The following is a 25,484-nucleotide window of genomic DNA, read 5'->3' as shown; positions in this document are numbered from 1 at the left end:
CCAAATCATATTAAACAATGGTCGTTGTGTTGTGTGTAGTTGTTGTGTGTGACTGTAAAGTCTCGACCAATGAAAAACCGATAGCCCTGAAATCGTTTCAGGATTTTGCTTCTTCTAATACGCGGTTTAAACTCCTACGCTAGAGTTGTGTTTTTGGGCTACTTTATATGTTATATTGTATAATACCCTTAAACTTTATACAAATTAAAAAAAAGAGGCTTACCTATGCAAGCCTCTTTTGTTTTTTTATTTTCTTAATCCTAGTTCTTTAACTATGGCACGATATCTTAAAATATCTTTTTTAGTTAAGTAATCTAATAAAGCACGACGTTTACCTACCAGTTTTACCAAAGAACGCTCTGTATTATAATCTTTTTGATTGTTCTTTAAGTGTTGGGTTAAATGGTTAATTCTGTGCGTAAATAACGCAATTTGTGCTTCTGCTGTACCAGTATCGTTTTTTCCTTTACCGTACTTAGAGAAAATTTCTTCTTTTGCTTCTTTTGTTAAATACATGCTAATATTGTTGTAAATGATTGTTATGTACTATGAAAGTCTTTCTTTCAAGCGGCAAATATAGTATCTTTTTTGTATTTAATTGTTTTTTTATGTAACTTTTACATTGATTTTTAAAAAGTTGCCCTCCCTAAAGTAGCTATATTGGCGCTAAAAAAATATAATTTTAAGCACCCCCATTTATGAAATCATTCTTTCCTAAAGATAGTTTTCCAGATTCTTACGATTCCCTTGAAAAAATATTCAATAATACTTACAATGGTATTGCTATTTTAACATTAGATGGCGATTGGATTAAGGTAAACAATAGCATGTGCGAAATGTTAGGATATACCAAACATGAGCTATATAATATGAAGATAGAAAACATCATTTTCAGGGATGATTTGGGCGTGCATGCCACTAAATACGAACGCTTAATGCAGGGTAAGATAGATAGGTATCGTGTAATGCAGCGGTATTTTCATAAAGATGGTTCTATTATTTGGTTTTTAATATCGGTTTCTCTCATATCGGCCATTAGTGGTAAGCCAACCCAAATGATATGGCAATTTTCTGATATTACTAGCCGCAAATTAAATCAAGATAAACTTAAATTAATGCTAAGAGTGGTAAGGGAGCAAAATGATAGATTGTCTTCCTTTGCAGATATTATTACCCATAACTTACGGTCGCATTCTGGAAATTTATCTACAATAAAGGGTTTTTTGGAAGAAGAATTTACTTGGTTAAAAGAAAATGAAAACTTCGTGTTACTTTCTAAAGCTATTGAAACTTTAGAGGAAACAGTATCCCATCTTACCGAAGTTGCAAAAATTAAACCTGTAGACGCCAAACAATTGGTAACCTTAAACCTATATGAGTATGTTGAAAAAGCTACTTATAATGTTACTGCTGTTGCAAGAAATACAAATACAACAATAATTAATGATATTGATGATGGCATTTATGTAAAAGCAATTCCTGCATATTTAGACAGTATTATACTTAATTTTTTAACAAATGCCATAAAATATAGGTCTGACGATAGAGATCCGCAAATAGAATTAACTGCTACTTTAGACAATGATTTTGTGGTTTTTAAAATAGCCGATAACGGCATGGGTATAGATTTAGTTAAATATGGTGATAAATTGTTTCAACTGTATAAAACGTTTCATACAAATAGAGACTCTATTGGTTTAGGGCTTTTTATTACAAAAAACCAAATAGAATCTATGGGTGGGAAGGTAGAGGTAGTTAGCGAAGTTGGCGTAGGCAGCGAGTTCTCTATCTTTTTTAAAGCTGCAAAAAAAAACAGGGTAACCTTAGTAGATGACCCTGTTTCGAAAACTACTTTATAAACCAGTAGTATTTATGATCTTAATGGCTGATTTAGTATTAAGTCAATATACTGGTTTACCTTATTTTTTAAGTCTTTTCTTAGTGTAATAAAATCTAAGAAACCATGTTCCAATAAGAATTCTGAGGTTTGAAAACCTTCTGGTAATTCTTTTCCTGTGGTGTCTCTTACTATACGTGGGCCTGCAAAACCAATTAAAGCTCCTGGTTCGCTAATATTGATATCGCCCAACATGGCAAAAGAAGCAGTAGTTCCTCCTGTAGTTGGATCTGTACATAAAGAGATGTATGGTATTTTTGCTTCTGCTAATTGTGCTAATTTAACCGATGTTTTGGCTAACTGCATTAAAGATAAAGCGGCTTCCATCATTCTAGCACCTCCAGATTTAGAGATTACCATTAACGGAATGTTATGTTTTAATGAATAATCGGCTGCACGTGCAATTTTTTCACCTACAACACTACCCATAGAGCCACCAATAAACGCGAAGTCCATACAGGCTACTACTAAATCTTTGCCTTTAGATTTACCAACGGCTGTACGTACGGCATCCTTAAGGTTTGTTTTAGCTTGTGCTGCTTTTAAGCGGTCTGGATATTTTTTAGTATCCTCGAACTTTAAAGGGTCTTTAGACTCTAATTTGGCATCTAGCTCTTTATATTTATTATCATCAAACAGAATTTCGAAGTACTCGTTACTGCCAATTCTAACATGGTAACCATCTTCTGGACTAACATAAAAGTTTTGTTCTAACTCTTTAGTATCTACAATTTTTCCTGTTGGAGATTTATACCAAAGTCCTTTTGGGGTATCTTTCTTCTCTTCAGTTTTTGTTTGTATTCCTTTATCTTTTCTTTTAAACCAAGACATATGATTAACTATTTTTAGACTAACGATTTTTTAGATTAATGTATCTTTATATCAAGCGTTAGAAATTTAAAAAGTCTGCAAATTTTAGTTTTATAACTTACAATTACAAACTTAAGCACAAAACTAATCCTTTTTTTATTTTTTTAGGGATGGTGTTATAGTTTTGTTTTGTTTTTTTGTTTAAAACGCTGTATTACAAAATTATACAAAAAAAGGTTTAGCTTTACGCTAAACCTTTTTGTTATATAGATTTATAGAAATTTTCCTTATTTTATAAGGTATTTACATTGTTTAAATCTTCAAATGCTTTCTTAAGTCTTGCTACAAATGTTTTTTCACCTTCGCGTAACCAAACTCTTGGGTCGTAATACTTTTTGTTAGGTACATCGTCACCATCAGGATTTCCAATTTGAGCTTTTAAATATTCCGATTTATCATTCATATAATCTCTAATACCACTCATAAAAGCATATTGTAAATCTGTATCGATGTTCATTTTTATTACACCATAGCTAATACCTTCGCGAATTTCTTCTACTGTAGAACCAGAACCACCATGAAATACAAAATCTATGTGGTTTTCTTCAACACCATATTTTTTGGTGATAAACTCTTGAGAATTTTTTAAGATTTTTGGTGTTAGTTTTACGTTTCCTGGTTTGTAAACCCCATGAACGTTACCAAAAGCCGCAGCAATTGTAAATCTATGGCTTACTTTGCTTAATTCTTCGTAGGCATAAGCAACTTCTTCTGGTTGTGTGTATAATTTAGAATCGTCTACATCAGTATTGTCAACACCATCTTCTTCACCACCTGTAATACCTAATTCTATTTCTAAAGTCATGTCCATTTTAGACATTCTTTCTAAATATGTTTTACAGATTTCGATATTCTCTTCAATTGGTTCTTCAGATAAATCTATCATATGCGAACTAAATAAAGATTTACCAGTTTCTTTGTAGTGTACTTCACTAGCGTCTAGTAAGCCATCAATCCAAGGTAATAATTTTTTTGCACAGTGGTCTGTGTGTAAAATTACGGTAACACCATATGCTTCTGCTAAAGTGTGTACATGTTTTGCGCCAGCAACAGCGCCGGCTATAGCTGCTTTTTGTCCTTCGTTACTTAATCCTTTTCCAGCATTAAACTGTGCACCACCGTTAGAAAACTGAATGATTACAGGCGAATTTAAGTCTCTTGCTGTTTCTAAAACACCATTTATAGTGTCTGACCCTATTACGTTAACCGCAGGAAGTGCATATCCGTTAGCTTTTGCATGATTAAAAATAGCTTGTACTTCATCTCCTGTCGCCACTCCTGGTTTTATATTATGTGCCATTGTTTTTATTTTATTTGTTTATAAATTTAATTGTCCAAAAATAATCATTTTTATAGTTTCTATATCAATGATTTATAATGAAAATACTATTTAAAGGCTAAAACGTTGTAGTGGGCTTGTTACTTAGAACGGATAGTTTATACCAATGTTATACACCGCATTTTTAAAATTATAGTCGTTAAACCAACGATTTGCGTCTTGGTAGGATGGATCGTAGGTTTTAAAACCAATATCGAAACGAAATAAGAAAAAGCTAAAATCGTATCGTAAACCAAACCCAGAACCTATGGCTATATCTTCTAATGATTTTAAGCCCGAGAATGTGGCGCGATTATCTTCTACATCATCAAGAACATTCCAAATATTTCCAGCGTCAATAAATAAAGCACCGTTTAAATCGCCAAATAAATTAAAGCGTTGTTCAGCACTTAGTGCTATTTTTAGGTTGGCTTCATTAAACTCATCGGTAGTTTCAGAACTTCCAGGGCCAAGGGCGTAGGCGGTCCAAGCTCTATTATCGTTAGCACCACCTGCAAAGAAACTCTTTGCAAACGGTATGTTGGTAGAGTTTCCATAAGGAATAGCAATACCAAAAAAGCTACGTATGGCAAAAATATTCTGTTTTCCTAAATCCCAACGTTTTACATAATCTAGTTCTGTTTTTATGTATTGTGAAAATGCTACATCAAAAAGTTCGTATCTATCATCGCTATCTTTTTTAAGACCAAATAATCTTGAAGCGTTAGCCAAAAGTGTTCCTGCAGATTCTATTTTAAATCTAAAAATAGAAAAGTTTTCATCTAATAGGTTTCTTCGGTTGTCTTTTATAAAACTAAAACTTGTGGATAAAATTAAGTTGTCTTCAGTTAATCTGTCTTTGCGTTCGTTTATAGCAGAAACACTTCTGTAGTCCTCATCGTTTACAGTTAAACTGGTATTGTTGTTTAAAACATCACTAATAAACGTATCGGTTTCGTTAGGTATTTCTAAATTCTCCCCATTATTGTAGTTTATAGATTGTGCGATGTTATTAAGTCTGTTGTAAGAAGTTGAATAAATATCAAAATAATTATCAATATTAAGGTTTCTAACATATTGTATGTTAAATAAATCTAGGCTGTTGGTAACCTTTGTGTTTGGTCTCCAGTTGTAACTAAAAATACCACTTAAGGCCTGTTTGTCTAAGCCAATATTTGTTTGGCCAGAACCAGACAAGGTAATTCTGGTAGTAGGAAACATGTATTTGGGAATGATTTTTTCTGTATTAAAGGGCGAAAATAATCTGGGTATTGTAAGCCTTAAATCTAGTGCTAGCTCATTAATATCAAAAAACGGATCGTTATCTTGCCTGTTGCCTTCACTAGAAGATCCTATGGCTGCTGTTCCAGAGATTTCGAAAGTTTCTGCACCTTTAAAAATATTTCTAATTAATAAGCTGGGGTTTAGGGCAAAACCAATAGCTTGAATGTTGCTGGTGGAAGCCTCTGTACTAAATCCAAGACTAAACTTTTTTAAGGGTGTTAAATAAATATTAGCTGTTAATGTGGTGTCGTTTTCTTCTACGTATTCAATATCAGGATATTTAAATGTTCTTAATTCGTTTAAATGTCGGTATGTGTATGTTCTATCTATATCTTTAAATAGGGCGTTAGGCGTAATAAAAATGGCATCGGTTATTGCTTTTGGTTTAAAACGCATATTCCCATAACTATATAGCTTGTACTTATCATATACAACAGAATCCTTTACAGCTTTTCCTTCGTTAGCAAAAGAATGGTCTGTGTATACATTAATGTCTTTTATTTTAAAAATCTTAAATGGTTTACGCACTATAGAATCGGGTGTTCTTATTGCTCTATTTTGAATATTGAAATTAACATTAACGTTATTATTAGTCCCAATAGTGTCAATTTCAACTGTTATATAATCTTGTTTAAAGTGAAAAAGCCCATGATTGCGAAGTAAACCAGAAATTCGTTCGCGCTCCAACTCAAAGTTTATGGTTTTGTACTGTTCTCCTTTTTTTATTAATGCCCCTTTTTTAAATCTAGGATAGAGCGTTTCTACGGCAGGAGATGCTATGTTTTCTGAAATGGAGTCTATAATAAAGGCTGGTCCTCTTTCAATATTATAAGTAACTTCTGCACGCTTATTCTCGTTTTTTTTAATATTGTACGTTCCTGCAACATTAAACCAACCATTATTGATGTAATAGTCCTGTAGGCGCTTTACCGATTTTTTAGTTTTATCTTCATTAACAATAACAGGAGCCTCACCAGTATTTTTTAACCATTGGTTAAAGTGTAATTTAGATTCTTGCATTTTATAAAACTGCTTTTTAGATAAAAAGCGTTTAATACCTTGTTTGCTGGAGTCTGCCAGTTTAACGGCAAGAATAGAATCTATATTAGGGCGTGCTAAATTGTAGATGTGAAGACGTAACGGTATTTTACTATTTGGTTTTTGGTAAAGTAGGTTGTTTAATGTCTCAGAGTTTTCCTTTTCACCATCTATAATTATGGTATTATTGGTTAAAAGGTGCTCGTTATCGGCTACTCTTTTTACCGAATTACAAGATGTAAAACAGCCCAAAAGCACTACAAAAAATAATATCCCGATAAAACGTTTTCTCAAATACACTTACAATAAAAAATCGTTATAGATTTGTGTTGAAACCCAGTTAAAGTACAATTGGTTATCTTGCTTCTATTGCACCAAAAATACATTATTTCAAATTAAAATAACCTAGTAATACTTAAGTAAAAAGAGTTTAGCTTTTTCTTTAAGTTTGCATATCAATTTTAATAACATGCTTTCAAAAAATCAAATAAAATTTATAAACCGATTGGGTCAAAAAAAATTTAGATTTAAAGACGGTTGTTTTGTGGTAGAAGGTATTAAAACCATAAACGAACTGCTACAATCTCATTTTGAACTCTATCAATTATATACGACCGAAAGCTTCAATATTGATGCCAAAACTGAAAATTTAATTTCAGACTCTGATTTAAAACGTATTAGTTTTTTAAAAACGCCAAACACGGCATTAGCAGTTTTTAAAATTCCTAAACCTAAACCGATAGGTTTTGAAAATTTAATTTTAGCATTAGACGATGTACGGGATCCAGGAAATTTAGGTACTATAATAAGGTTATGCGATTGGTTTGGGGTTAAAGATTTGGTATGCAGCAAGCAAACGGTAGATTGTTATAACCCAAAAGTTTTGCAAGCAACAATGGGGTCGATATCTAGGGTAAATATTAACTATGTAGATCTAGATTTATTTTTAGAGCAATCCCAATTGCCTGTTTTTGGTGCTTTTATGAACGGTGAAAACGTTTATAAAACAGTGCTTCCTAAAAAGGGTATTTTGGTAATGGGCAATGAGGCAAATGGTATTTCTAAAACCATTGCAGAAAGGGTTACAGCACGTGTAGCAATTCCAAGGTTTGGCGATTTACAAGCAACCGAAAGCTTAAACGTAGCAACCGCAACAGCTGTTTTATTAAGTGAGTTTAAAAGAAATGTGTAAAGGTGTTAGATATGTTTTTTGCAATTTTTATCGGTATTTATCGTTTGTTGTACTGTGCTAACATCTTAAATATATAACCTGTGAAGTTAATAATGAAAAAGATAGCTTTATTAGCCTTAGGCTTAAGCTTTATAATTGCATGTAGTAATGATGATGATACTACAGAACCACCAATACAAAGCTTTGATTATAATGAAAACCTAAGCGGAGATTTGTCTAATTTAAATACTGCACCAGATGTTCTGGTATTTGTAGGTGGGCAAAATACAATAACAGCTAGTCAATCTTCAAATGATGTAGATTATTTTACGTTTACTGTTCCTGATGGATACGAATTGTCTCAAATAGTTGTTGATGATTATGAATCTTCAGACGATGCAGGTTTTATTGGTATTGTAAATGGTAGCACATTTCCAACCGATGCAGCAACTACAAATGCAAGCGATTTATTGGGAGGATTAGTGTATGGTGTGCCAAATAGAGGTAATAATATTTTACCAAACATGGGGACTTTAAATGGTGCTCAAGGATTTACAGGTGCATTACCTGCTGGAACTTACAGTATTTGGTTAAACCAAACTGGTGCAACCTCTGAAACCGCATTAAATTTTATAATTGTTAAGCAGTAATTTGGCGTAGTTTTTTTACCGTATAGTTTTTATAACTTAATGAATTTACTGCAATACCTAGGCGGTAATTATTGTTACTGAAACGTAAAATTAATAAATACGCCTCTAGTTTGTAGTTTGGTTATGTTGCTAGTCCACGGGCTGTTTGGGTCGTTATCTCTAACTAGTTCGTCTCCCATTCCAAATAATCCGCGAATAGATGGCGTAAACTTAAAATTGTACAAATAAAAATCTATTCCAAAACCTAGTTCGTAAAATAAAGGACTGGTTTTTGTTCTAAACTGTCCTTTGCTATTATCGTCAGGGTTGTTTTCGTTACTCGATAAATTTATAGCTGTAGAAAAACCGCCGACAATAAATGGTTTAAAATTGTTGATGCGTTTTGTAGAAACTTTTAGCAATAGTGGGATATGAATATAAGTTGATTTTACTTCGCGAGACAAATCAGATTCTTTAAAGTCTACACCTTGAAAATACGCTTCGCTGTAAAATAATTCTCTTGTGGTTATAAAAAGCCCTGGTTCTAATCTTAAATCTAGAAAACTATTAATTCTCATATTTCCTATAAGGCCTACGCTAAATCCAGGACTGGTATCAACATAAATATCGCGCAAGTCTTCATTATAATCAAAATTAAAATCGTAATTGTTAATCCCTAAAAAATAACCCCAGCGTAGAAATTTAAAATCTGTGGTACCGCGGCCTTGATTAGCATCATAAGTAATTTTTTCTTTTTTAAATAATTGCGCTTGTACTGTTTGTAAGCTGCATAAAAAAACAAAACTAATTAAAAGATGCTTCATAGTTACTTAGACGATTTATAAATAGTGGCCACCCCAAGGGTTTGAGGAAAATCTTCAACATTAATAAACCCAATTTCACGTAAAATATTGTTTAGCGCCTCTCCATAAGGAAAAACCGAAGCCGACTCACTTAAATATTGATAGGCACTACGGTCTTTAGAAAATATACGTCCAATTAAAGGTAAAACATGTTTAGAGTAAAAGTTATACCCTTGTTTAAATGGCGTTTTTGTAGGTACAGAGGTTTCTAAAATAACAAAAATACCACCCGGTTTAAGTACGCGAAGTATTTCTGTTAATCCGTTTTTTAGGTTCTCAAAATTTCTAACACCAAAGGCTACGGTTATGGCATCAAACGTGTTATCTTCAAAAGGCATGTTTTCAGAATCTGCTAAAACCATATCTATTTTAGTAGATAATCCTTTTTTATTAATCTTTTGTTTTCCAATTTCTAGCATGCCACTGCTTATATCTAAACCAACTATTTTTTCGGCATTGGTATCTGCTAAAGCAATAGCCAAATCTCCGGTACCCGTAGCAATATCTAAGACCATCTTTGGCTGTTGGGTTGCAACGAGATTGACAACTTTTTTTCGCCATTTAATATCAATTCCAAAGGAGATTACACGGTTTAAGCCGTCATAATCACCAGAAATGGTATCAAACATTTTTGTTACCTGTTCTTTTTTGCTCAGGTCACTATCTTTATAAGGTTTAATTTTAGACAAATCGCTTTTTTTTGGCAAACTTACATATTTATATTATTTCTACCTAAGAAGTATAACCTAACTGTATAGTAACCATATTCCTAAGATTTCATTTTATAGTATGTATTTTATAGTATCTTTGTACCACTTTTTATGATATATATAAAATGAAAATAATAATTGCTGGAGCTGGTGAAGTTGGATTTCATTTGGCAAAATTATTGTCTTACGAGTCTCAGGAAATCACTTTGATAGATACAGATAAAGAGAGTTTAGCTTATGCTGATACTCATTTAGATATAAAGGTGATTCGCGGTGATGCCACGTCTATTGCTATTTTACGAGAATCCAAAGTAAACCTTTGCGATTTGTTAATAGCCGTAACCGCATCAGAAACTACAAATATTACAGTTTGTGTGTTAGCCAAACAACTAGGTGCAAAACGTACTATTGCTAGAATATCTAATACTGAATTTATAACCAATAAGGAAGAATTAGGTTTTACTAGATTTGGAATAGACGAATTAATTTCTCCCGAAGCCTTGGCGGCCTCTGAAATAGAATTATCGTTAAGGCAATCGTCGTTTAGCGATACCTACGAGTTTGAAGATGGTGCACTAACCATGGCAGGATTAACCTTATCTAAAAAAGCATCTTTTGTTGGTAAAAATGTAAAGGATGCTGCTAAAATATTTCCCGAAATTCATTTTATTCCTATTGCTATACAGCGACAAGGTACCCAGTACACACTAATTCCCAGAGGAGATACTATTTTTAAAGAAGGTGATAATGTTGTTTTTATAACCTCTGAAGGTGGAGCAGAAGAGTTATGTAGACTTACAGGAAAAGCAAACACAGAAATTAAAAGTGTTATGATTCTTGGAGGTACCGAAATTGGTTTTAAAGCGGCACGCGATTTAAGTGAAAAAGGGTTTAATATTAAACTATTAGAAGGCGATAAAGAACGCGCTTTTGATATTGCAGACCAATTACCCAATGTATTAGTAATACGTAGCGATGGTAGAAAAGTTGATGTTTTAGATGAAGAAAATATAGGAGATATGGATGCCTTTATTGCTGTTGGAGACAACTCTGAAACTAATATTATGTCTTGCCTAGTAGCAAAATCTAAAGGTGTAAAGAAATCTGTAGCCCTAGTTGAGAATATGGATTATTTTGAGCTATCTCATTCTATAGGTATAGATACTTTAATCAACAAAAAACTTTTAGCGGCAAATAGTATTTTTAGGTACATAAGAAAGGGTGAGGTGGTAGCCATGACAAAGTTAAGCAACATGAATGCCGAATTACTGGAGTTTGAAGTAAAATCATCATCTGCCATATGCAATAAGTTAATTAAGAATGTAGATTTCCCACGTTCTGCAATTATAGGCGGTGTTATTAGAGGTAATGTTGGCTATATTGCACTAGGAGACTTTAAAATACAAAAAGGCGATAAAGTAGTAGTGTGTAGTTTACTACGGTCTATAAAAGGAGTTGAGAAGCTGTTTCTCTAAAATTTGTCTACTTACATGAAGCTGAACTATAAAATTATCTTTCATTTTTTAGGGTTACTTATTCTTTTTAACGGCGGTTTTATGCTGCTTTCAACTTTGGTAAGTTTTCTTTACAACGATGGTGTAACAAATAATTTATCTATAGCTGCAATTATAACACTAGCCTTGGGTAGTTTAGCAATGCTTTTCACTAGGAAGCACAACAAGGAAATGAATAAGCGCGAAGGCTATATTGTTGTAGCTTTTGGCTGGATTATTATGGCGCTAACAGGATCTTTGCCTTATGTAGTTACAGGAAGCATTCCCAATTTTACAAATGCTTTTTTCGAAACCATGTCTGGTTACACTACAACAGGCGCATCTATTTTAAATGATATTGAAGCAATGCCAAAAGGGATTTTGTTTTGGCGAAGTTTAACGCACTGGATAGGAGGTATGGGTATTATCGTTTTAGCCATTGCCATTTTACCACTATTAGGAATTGGTGGTATGCAGATGTTTGCCGCTGAAGCACCAGGACCTAGTGCCGATAAATTACACCCAAGAATTACCGATACAGCAAAACGTTTATGGTTAATTTACTTTGGGTATACAGCAGCCGAAACACTTTTGCTTAATGTGGCTGGTATGTCGTTTTTTGATGCTATAAATCATGCGTTGTGTACAGTATCAACTGGAGGTTTTTCTACAAAAAATGCTAGTGTAGCCCATTGGAATGGGCAACCAATAATTCAATACATCATAATACTGTTTATGTTTTTAGCAGGAACAAATTTTGTACTGAGTTACTTTGCTTTTAAAGGGAAAGTACAAAAAGTATTGCATGACGAAGAGTTTAAATTATACTTTAGGTTTGTAGCTATTTTTACAATAATTGCGGCAGTTTTAATTTATTTTAGGGCAGATGTTTCTGTATCATCCATAGATCATCCGATGGTTTGGGGAGAAGGTGAAAGTGCCTTTAGGCATGCCTTATTTCAAGTGCTTGCAATTGTAACTACCACGGGTTTTGTAACTGCTGATTATACGTTATGGACACCCTTTTTAGTAGTTTTCTTTTTTGGTTTAATGTTTTTAGGCGGATCTGCAGGAAGTACCTCTGGTGGCGTTAAGGTAGTGCGCCATTTACTGCTTATTAAAAACGGATTTTTGGAATTTAAACGCGCTTTACACCCTAGTGCCATTTTACCTGTACGCTATAATATGAAGGCCATTTCTGGAGATATTGTTTTCAATATACTAGGTTTCTTTATTCTTTATATGCTCTCTTTTATTATAGGCGCACTGGTGTTTTCCATGTTTGAGTTAGATTTTGCATCTGCCATTGGTTTGTCTGCCTCTAGTTTAGGAAACGTAGGGCCAGCTTTAGGCGATTTCGGGCCTGTAAACAATTATGCAGCACTACCGCCTTTGGCGCAATGGTGGGCCTCGTTTTTAATGTTGATTGGGCGTTTAGAGCTGTTTACGGTTTTGGTGTTATTTACGCCTTTCTTTTGGCGTAATAGATAATGTTTTTTTCTTTCCAATAGCCTTTTAAATCTAAAAAACACCTTTGTTTCTTTCTTGTTTTTTTAGTTTGTAAAACTGTGATAATGTAACAATTTTTAAGATTATACGTCGATATAGTATAACAATTAAAAATTATCAATCATGGAATTAGTAGTACCAACTTTAAATTTAAAATCGGAATCAATGTCTAAAGAAGATTTTATATCTCAACATTCAGGATTTCTTAATTCTCAATACAAAGTCGTTGTTTCTGAAAGTTTTAAGGAAACCACTTCAAAAACTATTTTCGGAATAAGAAGGCATATTAAAAATTCTAGATATCAGTTGACCACCGGAGCAGAGGTTGCTTTAAAGGTAGTTTTATTTGTAGTAATTATCATTTCAATTTTTAATTAATATTAAAGACTGATTTGTATAGCAATTATTGCTTAGCTAAAATTATTTGCTTATAACTTATGTTGGGTGATAACACTATTTTAACTTGGAAAAAGGGGATGGTTAAATCTAGTATTTAAGAGCAAAATGACCAGTTTTGGTAAAGCTATTATTGTTTTTATCTATTAACGTAACACTATACCAGTAATCGTTAGAAGCTAATCTTTGACCATTAAAACTACCATCCCAACCTTGTAGGTTTGTTGTTAAATTCATAAAATGTAACGTTCTACCATACCTGTCGTAAATGTAAATTTCGGCAGAATTATAAAAATCTTCAGAGATACCCTCAATTTTCCAAACATCGTTAATACCATCATTATTAGGCGTAAAATATCTAGGATAGCCAATAAAAGCTACTTTCTGTTCAATAGGAGCCTCGCAGTTATTTACATCTCTAACGGTTAACGTATATAAACCTGCTTTAACGTTAAAGAACGTATAGGTATTATTGCCATTAGAATAATAATCGGTGCCATTAATAGAATATTCATAATTACTAAAGCCCGCAACTTCTACAAATATTTGGTTGTTTTCTGTTTTTACATCTCTAAAAGTTACGAAATTGGGCAAACGTATTTGAAACTGTTCTGTTCTAGAACAAACCAAGTTGTTTTCTGCTTTATAAGCTGTTAATTTGTAAATACCAGGTTCGCTTATAGTAACGGTACTATTTTCAGAAATTACGGTTCCAGAATTATCTTCCCAAATCCATGCATCATTTTCTATATTACCATCTAAAACAATAGCTCCATTTAAATTTGCATAACAAATAGTGTAAATTTCCTCAATATCAAATTCTATAGCTTCATTAACAACCGCATTAAAAGACCCAATGCCTCCACAATTGTTATCTGGTGTTTCAATTCTAAACCATAGTTTTGTAGTACTTGTATTGTAGAAATTAGAGAGTGTATTAAGTTTTGTTTGAGCTTCTTCGAACGAAGTATGAAAGGTTATATTGGAAGTTGCTGGCAGGTTTAGCTGCGTTGTAATTTCAGATGCTTTTGTATTTAAATCAAAACGTCCTATATTATTGTTAATTACATTATCAGAACCTTCACAGGTATATAAGTCATCAACAAACTGTAAACTACTGTTAGCTGTTTCTATAAAGAAGTTACTAATGGTATAACATCCTTTTGGAGTAACAATTTTAACAAAAAGTTCTTCCAAACTAGAAGAGTTTACATAATTTTCTGCATTTGTAATTATGTTGGTGTCATTAAGGGCATCACTATATGTATTATAAAAATAATATTCATAATCCCTATTTTTATTAAGTACCCTGTCGCCAATATTTTTTAAGTTAAAAAGTGAAGTGCCATCAAAATCTGTATCGCATTGGCTAATAAGTTCGTTAGGGTTTAATAGTGGTTTGGGATAAACTTCAACTCTTTTTTGAATTAAATAAGGAATGTTTTTGTAGGTAATAGTGGCGTTAACAACAAAAGTTCCGCTGGTAGTAAATTGATGTGTTGGTGCTAATGCTGTAGAAGTATCGCCGTCTTCAAAATCCCAAAAAATGGAATCTATTGGCATGTAAGAATCTGTAGTGAAATCAAAAAATTCATCAACACACTTATTTTCGGTAATAATTCTGTTTCTTAGAAAAGAAGCTACAAAATTAGGTAAACCTTTTAGAGATGCTGTTGCTTTGAGGCTAATAGCTGTTCGAGAAAGCTCAGAATCTCCATCGTTATTAATATCTTCAGGATCATTTATCACACTTATAAAACCCACTGGCTTTGGAGGAAAATATGTTCCGAAGTTAGTTAAATCCCAAGGTGTGTTTTCATAAATCGCTATGTAAATTTTTCCATTTGAAGCCAGTTGTAAATCGCCATAACTAAAACTAGAAGAGGCATCTATAAATATTTTTTCCTTCAAAGGGTTGGGGTCATAAATCAAGAATTTATACAAGAAACTAGTATTGCCAAAATTATTTCCTGTAAAATATAGTATTTGAGAATCCTGGGAAAACTCCACACTATGGGAATACAGAGGATCGAAAAGTAGGCCTGCTTTAATCCCAAAATCGTAGTTTATGTCATTGGTATTTGCATTAAAATTAAAGACATAAATATTATCGCTTCCTGCATCGGCTAGTGCGATTTTTTTTCCATCAGGAGAAATTTTCATGGCACCCTTGTCTGATAGAATTTTAGCATCGCTTTCTGGAATAGTAATGGTTGCTATTGGGAATCTATCTAATCCATTATTGTCAACATTAAAAACGTAAAACGTATCGAGAGGGCTATCTGTATTGCTGTCTATTCTACCAAAAGCAATTACTTTTATAGATTCGCTTTCAATATGGTGAATAGCGGTAATACGCCCTGTGCTAGCATTTGATATCCTTGATATTCTTGTAGTTACTTCTCCAAGGGGCTTCTGGGGGGGAAACTCCACTTGACCGTAGTAAAGACCATAGTTTAACAACGGATTAGTGGATGGGTTAGTTTTTGTGCAAAAAATATAATATCTATTATCGTTTCCAGGAACGGGAACTATTATTGTAGATTGTATGTTTTCTATTTCAGCAGCCAAACCTTCGCCATTCTCCATTATTTCGTGGTTTTTATTCCAAACGGTTTGTCCATTAGTATAAAAAAGCAATTCACCATTTCTATCTGAAATACTTGCGCATCCAGCAGGTGTAGCCATAGCGCCATTATTTAAAACGGTAACTTGGGTGTCTTTAAAATTTAAACCAGAATTTTGTCCAAAATACCAGTTGCTCGTTTCCATTTGCGAAAAAGCGAGGGTAGAAAATAGCATTAAAGCCACTACGGTAATGGTTCTGTTTAGGTACATTAAATTAAGAGACAATTTTTTGCTTACAATTTAACATATAAATGCTTACGGTACTAATTTAATGGTTGTATTAACATCAAAATTCGATGTGAAAGAGGTAATTTAAATCCAAACAATTTATTATATAATTCTTATTTAATAGCTGTATGACAAAAGTCATATTCTAAGATTATTGTTTGATAGAACTTTGTACCGTTGAAAAACAAAAAACAACTATATAATGATGAAAACACAAAAATTAACAATATTATTCTTATTTGTAATTACAATGTTACCGTTACAGAATATTTTGGCACAAGCGTTTAAATTAAACAACCAAAAATCCTCATTGGTGGTTTATGGCACTTCTAATATACACGACTGGGATATAAAAACTGAGTCTTATGATGGCGCTATTACTTTTGAGGACGTATCTCAAGGTACACTAAAAGCACTTAACATTACCGTTATAGCCGAAAGTTTAAAAAGCGGAAAAAATGGAATGGATAAGAATACTTATAAGGCGTTAAAAACCGACGACTACAAAAACATACGCTTTACGTTATTAAAAGTAAATACCATAACACCTAAAGGCGAGAATACCTATGCGGTAGAAGCCACAGGTAACCTAAACATTGCAGGTAAAACAAATGCCATTAACATAGAGTTTGTGGTAGAAATTGCCAATAATCAGGTGAAATTAGTTGGGGAGAAAAAAATAAAAATGACCGATTACAATATTGAACCTCCAAAAGCCCTGTTTGGAACTATAACCACAGGAGATGAGGTAATTATAAAATTTGAATCAATTTTTAATTCATAATAAACAAGTAAACAAGTAAACAAGTAAACAAGTAAACAAGTAAACAAGTAAATAATTAAAATTAAAGTAACCATGACAAGAATATTTAAAATTACAGTTTTAGCACTAACAGTGTTAGTTGGTTTTGGGATAAATGCCCAAACAAGAGACCTTGATAATTTCAGGCAGCCAGATCAAAGAGGTGTAAATGTTTTTGAAGCACCAAAAGATACAGTATCAACATTTAATGGTGTTAAAGTACGTGTTGGTGGCTCTTCAACATTACAATTTCAAGCCATAGACCACGAAAATTCTGGAGCAGTAGCTTTAAAGGAAATAGGGAGTAACTTCAATTTAGCTACAGCCAATTTAGATTTAGATGTTGCGCTATACGATGGTGTAAGAATGCATTTAAGAACTTATTTGTCATCTCGTCATCACCCAGAACCATATGTTAAAGGAGGGTATTTTCAGATTGATAAATTAGATTTTATAAGCGAAGGCTTTTTAAGCGGTTTTATGAAAAACGCGACAATAAAAATAGGGCACATGGAAAACAACTATGGTGATGCGCATTTTAGAAGAAGTGATAACGCACAAACCATTTATAACCCATTTATAGGAAACCTAATTATGGATGCCTTTACAACTGAAGTAGGTGCAGAGCTTTACTATCGTAAAAACGGATTTATTGGTATGGTAGGTTTTACAAATGGTAAATTAAACCAAGCTGTAGACAATCCTGATACTGGTGGTGCATCATTTTTAGCGAAATTAGGATACGACAAACAGTTTAACGATGATTTTAGATTCAGATTAACAGGGTCTATTTACAACACAGGAGCTGTTAGAACATCTTACCTTTATAGTGCCGATAGAGCAGGATCTAGATACTACTTGGTGTTAGAAGATGAAAATGCTACTACAAAAAACAATTTTAGATCTGGGCGTTACAATCCTGCATTAAATAATGAGATTACTGCAATTATGTTCAACCCATTTGTAAAATATAAAGGTCTTGAGTTTTTTGGAACTATAGAAACTGCAACTGGTAAAGCTAATGCGGAAACTGACGATAGAACTGCTAACCAATTTGCTGGTGAGCTTATTTATAGATTTGGACAAACTGAAAACTTTTTCTTAGGTGCTCGTTATAACAAAGTAGATGCCGAGGATGCTAGTGGCGACGATATCGAAATTTCTAGATTTCAACTAGGTGCTGGATGGTTTATGACTAAAAATATATTGATGAAATTAGAGTATGTATCTCAAAAACATGATGGATACAACGCTACAAGTATTTTTAACGATGGTAAATTTAACGGCTTAATGGCCGAAGCGGTAATAAGCTTCTAATTAACCAACTGCTAATCAAGTCTCGGTAAAAGTTTGTTTAAAATCTTTTAAATTCATAACTTATACTGAGACTTGTTTTATATAATAAACTAAGTAGAATGAAAAAGCTGGTAATATTTTTTTTGGTTTTATTAATGCTAAGTTTTTACAAAGGAGATTTTGCAACAGAAACAGCTATAGTTGTAACTCCTGAGAGTAGCTTAGTAATTAAAGTAAAAACTAATGTAAATAAGTTTGATTGTAAATTTAATGTTCAGAATTTAAACAATCCAATACCAGTTTTCTTTAAAGTAGAGAACAGTAAATTAGTGTTTGAAGAAACTAGTTTGGTATTGAAAAACTCTTGTTTTGATTGCGGTAACAAAGGCATTAATAAAGATTTTTACAACCTGTTAAATTCTGATGTTTATCCTGAAGTTGTTCTTAAGCTAAAGGAAGTTAAAATAGATAATTATCACAAAAACTGGATTAGTGCTAAAATAGATATTAAAATTGCAGGTGTTGTTAATTCTTATAACGTGCCTTTAAAATTAGAAGGCGAAGAGCGAATGATGATAAAAGGTGTTCTAAATTTAAACATAAGTGACTTTAATTTAGAGCCTCCCAAAAAGGCATTAGGACTTATAGTAGTTGACGAAATGATAAAAATAGACCTTAACCTAAAAGTGAAGGAGATTGGCAGTTAATGTTGCCCAATACAAAAAAACATGAAGTTAAATTAAACCCAAAACTATATAGTTTATATAAAAAAGCCGCTTAAAGAGCGGCTTTTTATATTTTATAGCGATGTTTAATTTGTGTAAATTTAACTAACCGCTTCTTTTATACGTTTTACAGCTTCAATAATTTGTTCTTGAGACGCTGCATACGAAATTCTTATACAATCAGGATTGCCAAAGGCGTCACCAGTTACCGTTGCTACTAAAGCTTCTTCTAATAAGAATAAAGAAAAATCTGTTGCGTTATTTATAGTGTGGCCTTTTAATGTTTTTCCAAAGAAATGTGTAACATCTGGAAATACATAAAAAGCACCATCTGGTATGTTAGATTTAAACCCTTCGATATCGTTTAATAAATCCAAAATTAAATCACGACGTACCTTAAATTCGTCAATCATGTATTTTACACAAGAAGGGTCTTCGTTTAACGCAGTAATTACCGAGCGTTGTGCAATACAATTGGCGCCACTAGTTATTTGCCCTTGCAATTTGTTACAAGCTCTTGCAATGTTTTCAGGAGCGCCTATAAATCCTATACGCCACCCCGTCATTGCAAATGCCTTAGATACACCATTTACGGTAATGGTTCTATCGTACATGGCCTCAAATTCCGCAATGCTTGTGTGCCCTTTTCCGTAGTTAATGTGTTCGTAAATTTCATCAGAAACCACATAAATATTAGGGTGTTTTACCAAAACATCCACAAGTGCTTTTAGTTCTTCTTTACTATAAACAGAACCACTAGGGTTACAGGGCGAGCTAAACCACATCATTTTTGTTTTTGGGGTAATAGCAGCTTCCAATTGTGCCGCCGTCATTTTAAAGTCGGTTTCTATAGACGTTTTAACTTCTACAGGAACACCTTCGTTTAGCTTTACAATATCAGAGTAGCTTACCCAGTATGGACAAGGTAAAATAACTTCGTCGCCAGGATTTAACATTACGCCAGCAACATTGGCTAAACATTGTTTAGCTCCTGTAGAAACTACAATTTGAGATGGTTTGTATGTTAAATTATTATCGCGCTTAAATTTTTTAATTACAGCGTCTTTTAACTCTGCATATCCATCAACGGGTGTATAAGAGTTGTAGCCATCGTTTATAGCTTGTATTGCTGCTTCACGTATAAAATCTGGTACTTTAAAATCTGGTTCTCCAAGACTTAGACCTATTATGTCCTTGCCTTCGCCTCTTAATTCTCTTGCTTTTGCTGCCATAGCTAAAGTGGCAGATGTAGACATGTTTAAAATTCTATCTGATAATACTTGCATTGTTTGGTTAGATTTGTTTTATCTTGATTATAAAATTTAAGCTAAACTAGGTTTTTGCCCTAGTGTTTTTAATTGGTTGTAGTGTTCTGCAACTGCTTCCCAAAACGTGTTGTATTCATTGTAAGGTAAACTAAACTCTTGGGCTGTTTCTCTTACTATTTTAGCCAATTTACTGTAGTGAATATGACTAATATGCGCAAATAAATGGTGTTCTACCTGCCTGTTTAAACCACCGGTATAAAACTCTACAAACCAGCTCTTTGGAGAAAAGTTTGATGTGGTGAACAACTGGTGTATCGCCCAGGTATTTTTCATGTTCCCTTGTTCGTCTGGCATTGGCATTTCAGTATTTGGCATAACATGTGCCAGTTGAAAAATTACACTTAATATAATGCCAGCAGTGTAATGCATAATTAAAAAGCCAATTAAAACTTCCCACCACTTAAAACCTAAGGATAGAGGTAAAACAACCCAAATAGAATAATATACTATTTTACCAATAATAAGCTTGGTCCATTGTGTTGCTGGGTTTGGCATTTTACCATAGGCCAATTTTCTTTTAAGGTATCTGTAGGTTTGTGTAAAATCTGTAGTAATTGCCCAATTAGCAGTTAGCAAGCCATATAAAAAGAAGGCGTAATATTTTTGATACTTATGGAAACTGTACCATTTAGCATGTTTAGAAAACCTAATAATCCTACCAGCATCTATATCTTCATCATGCCCTTGAATGTTAGTGTATGTGTGGTGAAGCACATTATGTTGTACTTTCCAATTATAATCGTTTCCAGCTAAAATGTAAATGCTGCTTCCCATTAATTTGTTCACCCATTTTTTGCTAGAGAAAGAGCCATGGTTAGCATCGTGCATAACATTCATGCCAACACCAGCCATACCAACACCTACTATTACCATGCCCAGTATTTGGGCCCAACCAGGTAAATCTACAGTTAAAATTAAAACTACGGGAACTATTAATAAAGAAAACATTATAATAGCTTTAATGTATAACTTCCAGTTTCCTGTACGTTTAATGTCGTTATCTTTAAAATAATCGTTTACACGTTTGTTTAGTGTCTTAAAAAATTTTGCAGGATCTTTTCTTGAAAATGAAAGTGCTTGCTTATTCATAGTAAAATTTTGTTTAATCTAAGTTGGTATAAAAATATTATATTAAAATACGCCGCGCAAAGATATGTATTAATCGATGCAACAAAGAACGTTTTAATGTAAAAAAATATATGTGAAACCTCTATTTTTGTTTAAAATTTAACATCTATGGAGTTAATTCTTAAGTATTTTCCTAATCTTACGCAAGATCAAATTTATAAATTTCAACAACTTGAAACGCTTTATAAAGACTGGAATTTAAAAATAAACGTAGTATCGCGAAAGGATATAGACGAATTGTATCTGCGCCACGTGCTACATTCTTTAGCAATAGCTAAATTAATTACTTTTAAAGATGGTACCCAAATTATGGATGTTGGTACGGGGGGTGGATTTCCAGGAATTCCCTTAGCTATTATGTTTCCAAATTGCCATTTTCATTTGGTAGATAGTATTGCAAAAAAACTAAAAGTGGTAAATGAAGTTACCGAGGGCTTAGGCTTAACCAACGTTAAAACTACACATACTAGAGTAGAAGCGCTTAACGAAACTTACGATTTTATAGTAAGTCGCGCTGTTGCTGCAATGCCTACTTTTGTACATTGGACAAAAGGTAAAATAGCAAAAAAGCAAAAAAACGATGTAAAAAATGGCATTCTTTATTTAAAAGGCGGAGACTTAACCGAAGAGCTTAAGGATTATACAACCACCAAGATTTATAATTTAAGCGATTATTTTGAAGAGGCTTTTTTTGAAACCAAAAAGTTAGTGCATTTACCACAGAAGTTTACAAAAACCTAGGGTAGCTAAAGACTATTTAATTTATCAAAATAGGTACTAAATACATCTGTTTCGTTTTTTTCCCAGAATGAATCTTTAAAGAGTGCTTTATCGTCTTTTAAAGTTTCATTGCGTGCATATAAAATGTGTTTTGCCTTATTAAATTGAATTTTAGATTTCTCATGCTTTTCTAGATGGTAATTTGCAATTGCCAAACCAATTAGAGCATCATAGTCTAGGGCATTAAATTTTAAAGAGGTATTAAAACTCAAAGCGGCCGCTTTATATTTTCTGGTAAATAACTGAGAGATACCCAAATAAAAATAAGTAGCTGCGTTACTTTTATCCATATTTGCAGCAGCTGTAAGGTCTTCATTTGCTTTCTTATATTTTTTTATTTCTAAATACGCAAGCCCTCTATGGTATAATGTGTATTGGTTGGCATCTAGGTTTACACTTTTGTTAAAATATAACATAGCCTTTTCTTGGTAGCCAAGTTCCATAAATGTTAAGCCCATTTGTAAGTTAGCGCCAATATGTTTTGGATTTATTCTTGCTATAAATGAAAATGAGGATAAAGCATCATAAAATTCACCCAAGCGAAAATGTGAGAGACCAATATTAAAAGTAGCTTTAATTAGTAAATCTCTATTTAATTTTATGGCTTCTTCGTAATCTTCTTTAGCGCCTTTAAAATCACCTATTGCAAATTTTGAGTTTGCTCTGTTGTAGTAGGTATCTCCATTAGGTTCAAAAAAAATAACTTTTGTAAAATCTAAAATTGCTGCAGAATGGTCTTCTAAGTTAGCTTTGGCTATACCACGATAAAAATAGGCATCTAAATTTTTGTCATCTATTTGTAGGGCTTTGTTGTAAAGTTCTATTTGTTTTTCAAGGTTGGGCTCTCTTAGCCCTTTGCGAACTAGTTTTTTAGCTTGACTAAAGGATAGTGGAGCGAAAAACAAAAAAGCAAATATTATAGCAGGTGCATAAAATGGTTTGGTCATAATCTGGTAGTAGTGTTTTGCTTACTAATAAGCTCCAAAAATTAAGCCAAATTAAACTAAAAAGAATACTTTTTAATGTTGTAGTACAATAAATAGTTTTAATTACAAGGCGTTTAACCTATCAAAATAAGCGCTAAAAACATGGCTTTCGTCTACACTCCAAGGAATATTGCTGTATAAGGAAATATCGTTAATATATTTATCATACGGATCTGCCATATCCAGTATTTGCTTTGCTTTTTTAAAAAAAGCCTTAGCATCGTTATAGTTTTCAGTGTGATAGTTAGCAATTGCTAAACCTAGTAGCGCCTCGTGGTCTAGGGCATTAAAAGAAAGTGTTGTTTTAAAACTATCTATAGCTTTAACAAAATCTCTAGCAAATAATTGCGATAAACCTAAATAAAAGTATGCTGAGTCGTTGGTTTTATCTAGCTTTATTGCTGTTTTAAAATCAGAAGCAGCTTTCTTGTAATTTTTCATGTCTAGATACGCCACACCTCTGTTATGATAGGTGTCGCTATTAGGTTCTAAATATATACTTTTGTTAAGAAAAAACATAGCCAATTCATGATATCTAAGCTCGGTAAGGGTTAATCCCATTTGTATGTTGGTATTAACATCATTTGGAAAGTGATTTGCTAAAAAATTAAAAGATTGCAATGCTTGGGTATACTTTCCTAAGTTAAACTGAGTTACCCCTAAATTATAATAGGCTTGGAAAAAATTACGTTTATATTCAATGGCCATAATATAGTCATCGTAAGCTCCTGTAAAATCGCCTAAAGCAAATTTAGAATTTCCCCTATTGTAAAATGTATCAGCATCAGGTTTGGTAAAAATTATTTTAGTAAAATCTAAGATGGCGCCCCAATAATCTTCTACATTATACCTGGAGAGGCCACGATAGAAGTAGGCATCTAAATTTTCATTATCCAAAGCAATGGCTTTAGTAAAATATGTTATTTGTTCATTTGGATCAGAAATTCTTTTACCTTGTCGGACTAATTTTTTCGATTGCCCAATACTAAATATCGGGGACATTAAAAAAATGAAAACAATAATGTAGTTAAAAACAGATTTATTCATAGCAACAAGAATAATAGTGTGTTTATATTAGATACAAGCAGAAACTTACTAATAATCTTTAGTTTTCTGTTTAAAACTAACTACATAAAAATACAAAATACTGTTTGTAAATTATTGATTTTAAGAGAATTTTTGCAATTAAACCGCTCTAATGTTTACGGTTTTAATGCCTACCTCTAAATTTCACTAAGTATTTTGTACATATCTGTAAACAGTTGCTTCTCATTTACTTCCCAATAAGTGTCTTTAAATATAGAAGGGCTATTGGTGCTTAAGGTGGGATCTAGAATTTTCTTAGCACGTTCAAATTTAGCCTTTGCTTTTTCTAAATCGTTAATGTGGTAATATGCCATTGCTAGTCCAAAATGTGCATCATAATCCATTTGGTCTTTGTTGGTAGCATATGTTAAACTATTAATGGACTGCTGAAATTCACCTAATAAAAAATGACTAACACCTAAATAAAAGAAAGCAGGTGTGTTATCTGGGTTTAATTCTATGGCTTTTAAAAAATCGTCTTTAGCTTCCTTGTAATAGTTTATTTCTAATAAAGCAAACCCACGGTTGTAATAAGATTCACTATCTGGTCTTAATAAAACACAGGCGCCAAAATCTTTAAAAGCCTCTTTGTAATTTTTAAGTTCCATGTGCGCTAGGGCTCGTTGGCTATAAGATTTGTAGTCATTTGGAAAAAATCTTATCATTTTAGAAAAATTCTCTACAGCACCTTTAAAGTCTCCTAAATAAAATTTAGCATTTCCTAAGTTAAAATAGGCGCCAATTAAATCGGGGTCTAGTTCAAGCGCTTCTTGGTAATCTAGTAAAGCACCTTCGTAATCCATTAAATTAAATTTGCAGTTACCTCGGTTGTAATAGCTATCGGCATCAGGTTCATAGAAAATAATTTTAGTAAAATCTAAAATAGCACCATCGTAATCTTCTAAATTATATTTAGCAATACCTCTGTAGAATAGGGCATCTAAATGTTTGCTATCTATTTCTAGAGCTTGATTTAATAATTCTATTTGATCTTCAGGATCGGTAAGTCTCAAAGCTTGTCTTACAAACTTGGTAGCTTGCCCAATACTAAATAAAGGTATAAATACAAAAACGAGTAATATCTTTTTCATGCTTTTTTTTAAACGTCAATTCTTAATGGGTATTGTCTTTTAATGTTTAACAAAAACTATTCCATGATAATTGAAAACATAAAACTAATGAAATTTTAAAGACGAAATAAGCTCATATCAATTTTAGATTAAAAATTTTAGTTTTTATATTTTTATGGGCGTTTCCCTAGCGGGTCAGGCTTTCGGTAGTCGCTTCCCGCTTAATGCGGGAGAGCTTCAACAAATACC

The 25,484-nt window shown here is 32.8% G+C and carries 22 protein-coding genes; 10 read left to right on the top strand and 12 right to left on the bottom strand.

Annotated elements, in window-relative coordinates:
- Nucleotides 1–246: 246 nt before the first annotated feature.
- Complete coding sequence (rpsO, locus tag CLV33_RS00400; RefSeq protein ID WP_042244974.1) at nt 247–516, bottom strand: 30S ribosomal protein S15; 270 nt, start codon at nt 514–516, stop codon at nt 247–249.
- A 182-nt stretch (nt 517–698) separates the two neighbouring features.
- Here rpsO and CLV33_RS00395 point away from each other — a divergent pair, with 182 nt between their 5' ends.
- A complete protein-coding gene (locus CLV33_RS00395) occupies nt 699–1,859 on the top strand; it encodes a sensor histidine kinase (protein ID WP_105472243.1) in 1,161 nt (386 codons plus the stop codon).
- An 11-nt stretch (nt 1,860–1,870) separates the two neighbouring features.
- On the opposite strand, the gene accD is transcribed toward CLV33_RS00395, so the two are convergent.
- The 3 genes from accD to tamL all read right to left on the bottom strand — a co-directional run bounded on the left by accD (nt 1,871) and on the right by tamL (nt 6,707).
- A complete protein-coding gene (accD, locus tag CLV33_RS00390; protein ID WP_042244967.1) occupies nt 1,871–2,728 on the bottom strand; it encodes an acetyl-CoA carboxylase, carboxyltransferase subunit beta in 858 nt (285 codons plus the stop codon).
- Between the two features lie 271 nt (nt 2,729–2,999).
- Nucleotides 3,000–4,067 (bottom strand): class II fructose-bisphosphate aldolase, encoded by a 1,068-nt coding sequence (gene fbaA, locus CLV33_RS00385; RefSeq protein ID WP_042244964.1) that lies wholly within the window; start codon nt 4,065–4,067, stop codon nt 3,000–3,002.
- Nucleotides 4,068–4,190: 123 nt separating this feature from the next.
- Complete coding sequence (gene tamL / locus CLV33_RS00380) at nt 4,191–6,707, bottom strand: translocation and assembly module lipoprotein TamL (protein WP_317045144.1); 2,517 nt, start codon at nt 6,705–6,707, stop codon at nt 4,191–4,193.
- A gap of 169 nt (nt 6,708–6,876) precedes the next feature.
- Here tamL and CLV33_RS00375 point away from each other — a divergent pair, with 169 nt between their 5' ends.
- Both CLV33_RS00375 and CLV33_RS00370 read left to right on the top strand, forming a co-directional pair.
- Entirely contained in the window at nt 6,877–7,599 is a 723-nt protein-coding gene (locus tag CLV33_RS00375; RefSeq protein ID WP_105472241.1) for a TrmH family RNA methyltransferase, read from the top strand.
- Between the two features lie 92 nt (nt 7,600–7,691).
- A complete protein-coding gene (locus tag CLV33_RS00370; RefSeq protein ID WP_105472240.1) occupies nt 7,692–8,228 on the top strand; it encodes a hypothetical protein in 537 nt (178 codons plus the stop codon).
- Between the two features lie 74 nt (nt 8,229–8,302).
- Here the strand turns inward: CLV33_RS00370 and porT are convergent, their stop codons facing one another.
- Together porT and ubiE are read right to left on the bottom strand one after the other, a co-directional pair.
- Entirely contained in the window at nt 8,303–9,031 is a 729-nt protein-coding gene (gene porT, locus CLV33_RS00365) for a type IX secretion/gliding motility protein PorT/SprT (protein ID WP_105472239.1), read from the bottom strand.
- A gap of 2 nt (nt 9,032–9,033) precedes the next feature.
- Nucleotides 9,034–9,759, bottom strand: a complete 726-nt coding sequence (gene ubiE / locus CLV33_RS00360; RefSeq protein ID WP_042245038.1) for a bifunctional demethylmenaquinone methyltransferase/2-methoxy-6-polyprenyl-1,4-benzoquinol methylase UbiE — start codon at nt 9,757–9,759, stop codon at nt 9,034–9,036.
- A 146-nt stretch (nt 9,760–9,905) separates the two neighbouring features.
- On the opposite strand from ubiE, the gene trkA reads away from it, so the two are divergent.
- The 3 genes from trkA (at nt 9,906) to CLV33_RS00345 (ending at nt 13,160) form a co-directional block, all read left to right on the top strand.
- Entirely contained in the window at nt 9,906–11,255 is a 1,350-nt protein-coding gene (gene trkA / locus CLV33_RS00355; RefSeq protein WP_042244951.1) for a Trk system potassium transporter TrkA, read from the top strand.
- Nucleotides 11,256–11,270: 15 nt separating this feature from the next.
- Nucleotides 11,271–12,764: a TrkH family potassium uptake protein gene (locus CLV33_RS00350; protein WP_042244949.1), complete on the top strand. Its 1,494-nt coding sequence runs from the start codon at nt 11,271–11,273 to the stop codon at nt 12,762–12,764.
- 141 nt (nt 12,765–12,905) lie between these two features.
- The gene (locus CLV33_RS00345; RefSeq protein WP_105472238.1) at nt 12,906–13,160 is read left to right on the top strand and encodes a hypothetical protein; all 255 of its coding nucleotides are present in this window, start codon (nt 12,906–12,908) and stop codon (nt 13,158–13,160) included.
- Nucleotides 13,161–13,268: 108 nt separating this feature from the next.
- Here CLV33_RS00345 and CLV33_RS00340 read toward each other — a convergent pair whose 3' ends face one another.
- Nucleotides 13,269–16,016, bottom strand: a complete 2,748-nt coding sequence (locus CLV33_RS00340; RefSeq protein WP_105472237.1) for a T9SS type B sorting domain-containing protein — start codon at nt 16,014–16,016, stop codon at nt 13,269–13,271.
- Nucleotides 16,017–16,236: 220 nt separating this feature from the next.
- On the opposite strand from CLV33_RS00340, the gene CLV33_RS00335 reads away from it, so the two are divergent.
- The 3 genes from CLV33_RS00335 to CLV33_RS00325 all read left to right on the top strand — a co-directional run bounded on the left by CLV33_RS00335 (nt 16,237) and on the right by CLV33_RS00325 (nt 18,839).
- Nucleotides 16,237–16,818, top strand: coding sequence for a YceI family protein (locus CLV33_RS00335; protein WP_105472236.1), 582 nt, complete (start codon nt 16,237–16,239; stop codon nt 16,816–16,818).
- Nucleotides 16,819–16,890: 72 nt separating this feature from the next.
- The gene (locus tag CLV33_RS00330) at nt 16,891–18,153 is read left to right on the top strand and encodes a hypothetical protein (protein WP_105472235.1); all 1,263 of its coding nucleotides are present in this window, start codon (nt 16,891–16,893) and stop codon (nt 18,151–18,153) included.
- Between the two features lie 98 nt (nt 18,154–18,251).
- Nucleotides 18,252–18,839 carry a YceI family protein gene (locus CLV33_RS00325; protein WP_105472234.1) on the top strand — a complete coding sequence of 196 codons (588 nt, stop codon included), beginning with the start codon at nt 18,252–18,254 and terminating at the stop codon, nt 18,837–18,839.
- Nucleotides 18,840–18,958: 119 nt separating this feature from the next.
- Here CLV33_RS00325 and CLV33_RS00320 read toward each other — a convergent pair whose 3' ends face one another.
- Nucleotides 18,959–20,143 (bottom strand): pyridoxal phosphate-dependent aminotransferase, encoded by a 1,185-nt coding sequence (locus tag CLV33_RS00320; RefSeq protein WP_105472233.1) that lies wholly within the window; start codon nt 20,141–20,143, stop codon nt 18,959–18,961.
- Between the two features lie 36 nt (nt 20,144–20,179).
- Nucleotides 20,180–21,274, bottom strand: a complete 1,095-nt coding sequence (locus CLV33_RS00315) for a fatty acid desaturase family protein (RefSeq protein ID WP_105472232.1) — start codon at nt 21,272–21,274, stop codon at nt 20,180–20,182.
- 147 nt (nt 21,275–21,421) lie between these two features.
- Here CLV33_RS00315 and rsmG point away from each other — a divergent pair, with 147 nt between their 5' ends.
- Nucleotides 21,422–22,054, top strand: coding sequence for a 16S rRNA (guanine(527)-N(7))-methyltransferase RsmG (gene rsmG / locus CLV33_RS00310; RefSeq protein WP_105472231.1), 633 nt, complete (start codon nt 21,422–21,424; stop codon nt 22,052–22,054).
- Between the two features lie 5 nt (nt 22,055–22,059).
- Here rsmG and CLV33_RS00305 read toward each other — a convergent pair whose 3' ends face one another.
- The 3 genes from CLV33_RS00305 to CLV33_RS00295 all read right to left on the bottom strand — a co-directional run bounded on the left by CLV33_RS00305 (nt 22,060) and on the right by CLV33_RS00295 (nt 25,256).
- Nucleotides 22,060–23,040, bottom strand: coding sequence for a tetratricopeptide repeat protein (locus CLV33_RS00305; protein ID WP_105472230.1), 981 nt, complete (start codon nt 23,038–23,040; stop codon nt 22,060–22,062).
- Nucleotides 23,041–23,142: 102 nt separating this feature from the next.
- Entirely contained in the window at nt 23,143–24,081 is a 939-nt protein-coding gene (locus tag CLV33_RS00300; RefSeq protein ID WP_170063949.1) for a tetratricopeptide repeat protein, read from the bottom strand.
- A gap of 221 nt (nt 24,082–24,302) precedes the next feature.
- Nucleotides 24,303–25,256 (bottom strand): tetratricopeptide repeat protein, encoded by a 954-nt coding sequence (locus tag CLV33_RS00295; protein WP_105472228.1) that lies wholly within the window; start codon nt 25,254–25,256, stop codon nt 24,303–24,305.
- Between the last annotated feature and the right edge of the window lie 228 nt (nt 25,257–25,484).

Source organism: Jejuia pallidilutea (genome assembly GCF_002973595.1).
GTDB classification, from domain to species: Bacteria; Bacteroidota; Bacteroidia; order Flavobacteriales; family Flavobacteriaceae; genus Jejuia; species Jejuia pallidilutea.
This window is presented reverse-complemented; position numbering and strand designations above follow the sequence as displayed.

Bases quoted from the DNA above. Each gene is read 5' to 3' on its own strand.
- trkA (WP_042244951.1), top strand. From the start codon at position 9,906: ATGAAAATAATAATTGCTGGAGCTGGTGAAGTTGGATTTCATTTGGCA.
- CLV33_RS00335 (WP_105472236.1), top strand. From the start codon at position 16,237: ATGATGAAAACACAAAAATTAACAATATTATTCTTATTTGTAATTACA.
- CLV33_RS00330 (WP_105472235.1), top strand. From the start codon at position 16,891: ATGACAAGAATATTTAAAATTACAGTTTTAGCACTAACAGTGTTAGTT.
- rsmG (WP_105472231.1), top strand. From the start codon at position 21,422: ATGGAGTTAATTCTTAAGTATTTTCCTAATCTTACGCAAGATCAAATT.
- CLV33_RS00300 (WP_170063949.1), bottom strand. From the start codon at position 24,081: ATGTCCCCGATATTTAGTATTGGGCAATCGAAAAAATTAGTCCGACAA.
- accD (WP_042244967.1), bottom strand. From the start codon at position 2,728: ATGTCTTGGTTTAAAAGAAAAGATAAAGGAATACAAACAAAAACTGAA.
- rpsO (WP_042244974.1), bottom strand. From the start codon at position 516: ATGTATTTAACAAAAGAAGCAAAAGAAGAAATTTTCTCTAAGTACGGT.
- CLV33_RS00375 (WP_105472241.1), top strand. From the start codon at position 6,877: ATGCTTTCAAAAAATCAAATAAAATTTATAAACCGATTGGGTCAAAAA.
- CLV33_RS00370 (WP_105472240.1), top strand. From the start codon at position 7,692: ATGAAAAAGATAGCTTTATTAGCCTTAGGCTTAAGCTTTATAATTGCA.
- CLV33_RS00350 (WP_042244949.1), top strand. From the start codon at position 11,271: ATGAAGCTGAACTATAAAATTATCTTTCATTTTTTAGGGTTACTTATT.
- CLV33_RS00305 (WP_105472230.1), bottom strand. From the start codon at position 23,040: ATGACCAAACCATTTTATGCACCTGCTATAATATTTGCTTTTTTGTTT.
- CLV33_RS00295 (WP_105472228.1), bottom strand. From the start codon at position 25,256: ATGAAAAAGATATTACTCGTTTTTGTATTTATACCTTTATTTAGTATT.
- fbaA (WP_042244964.1), bottom strand. From the start codon at position 4,067: ATGGCACATAATATAAAACCAGGAGTGGCGACAGGAGATGAAGTACAA.
- CLV33_RS00315 (WP_105472232.1), bottom strand. From the start codon at position 21,274: ATGAATAAGCAAGCACTTTCATTTTCAAGAAAAGATCCTGCAAAATTT.
- CLV33_RS00320 (WP_105472233.1), bottom strand. From the start codon at position 20,143: ATGCAAGTATTATCAGATAGAATTTTAAACATGTCTACATCTGCCACT.
- porT (WP_105472239.1), bottom strand. From the start codon at position 9,031: ATGAAGCATCTTTTAATTAGTTTTGTTTTTTTATGCAGCTTACAAACA.
- CLV33_RS00395 (WP_105472243.1), top strand. From the start codon at position 699: ATGAAATCATTCTTTCCTAAAGATAGTTTTCCAGATTCTTACGATTCC.
- CLV33_RS00345 (WP_105472238.1), top strand. From the start codon at position 12,906: ATGGAATTAGTAGTACCAACTTTAAATTTAAAATCGGAATCAATGTCT.
- CLV33_RS00340 (WP_105472237.1), bottom strand. From the start codon at position 16,016: ATGTACCTAAACAGAACCATTACCGTAGTGGCTTTAATGCTATTTTCT.
- CLV33_RS00325 (WP_105472234.1), top strand. From the start codon at position 18,252: ATGAAAAAGCTGGTAATATTTTTTTTGGTTTTATTAATGCTAAGTTTT.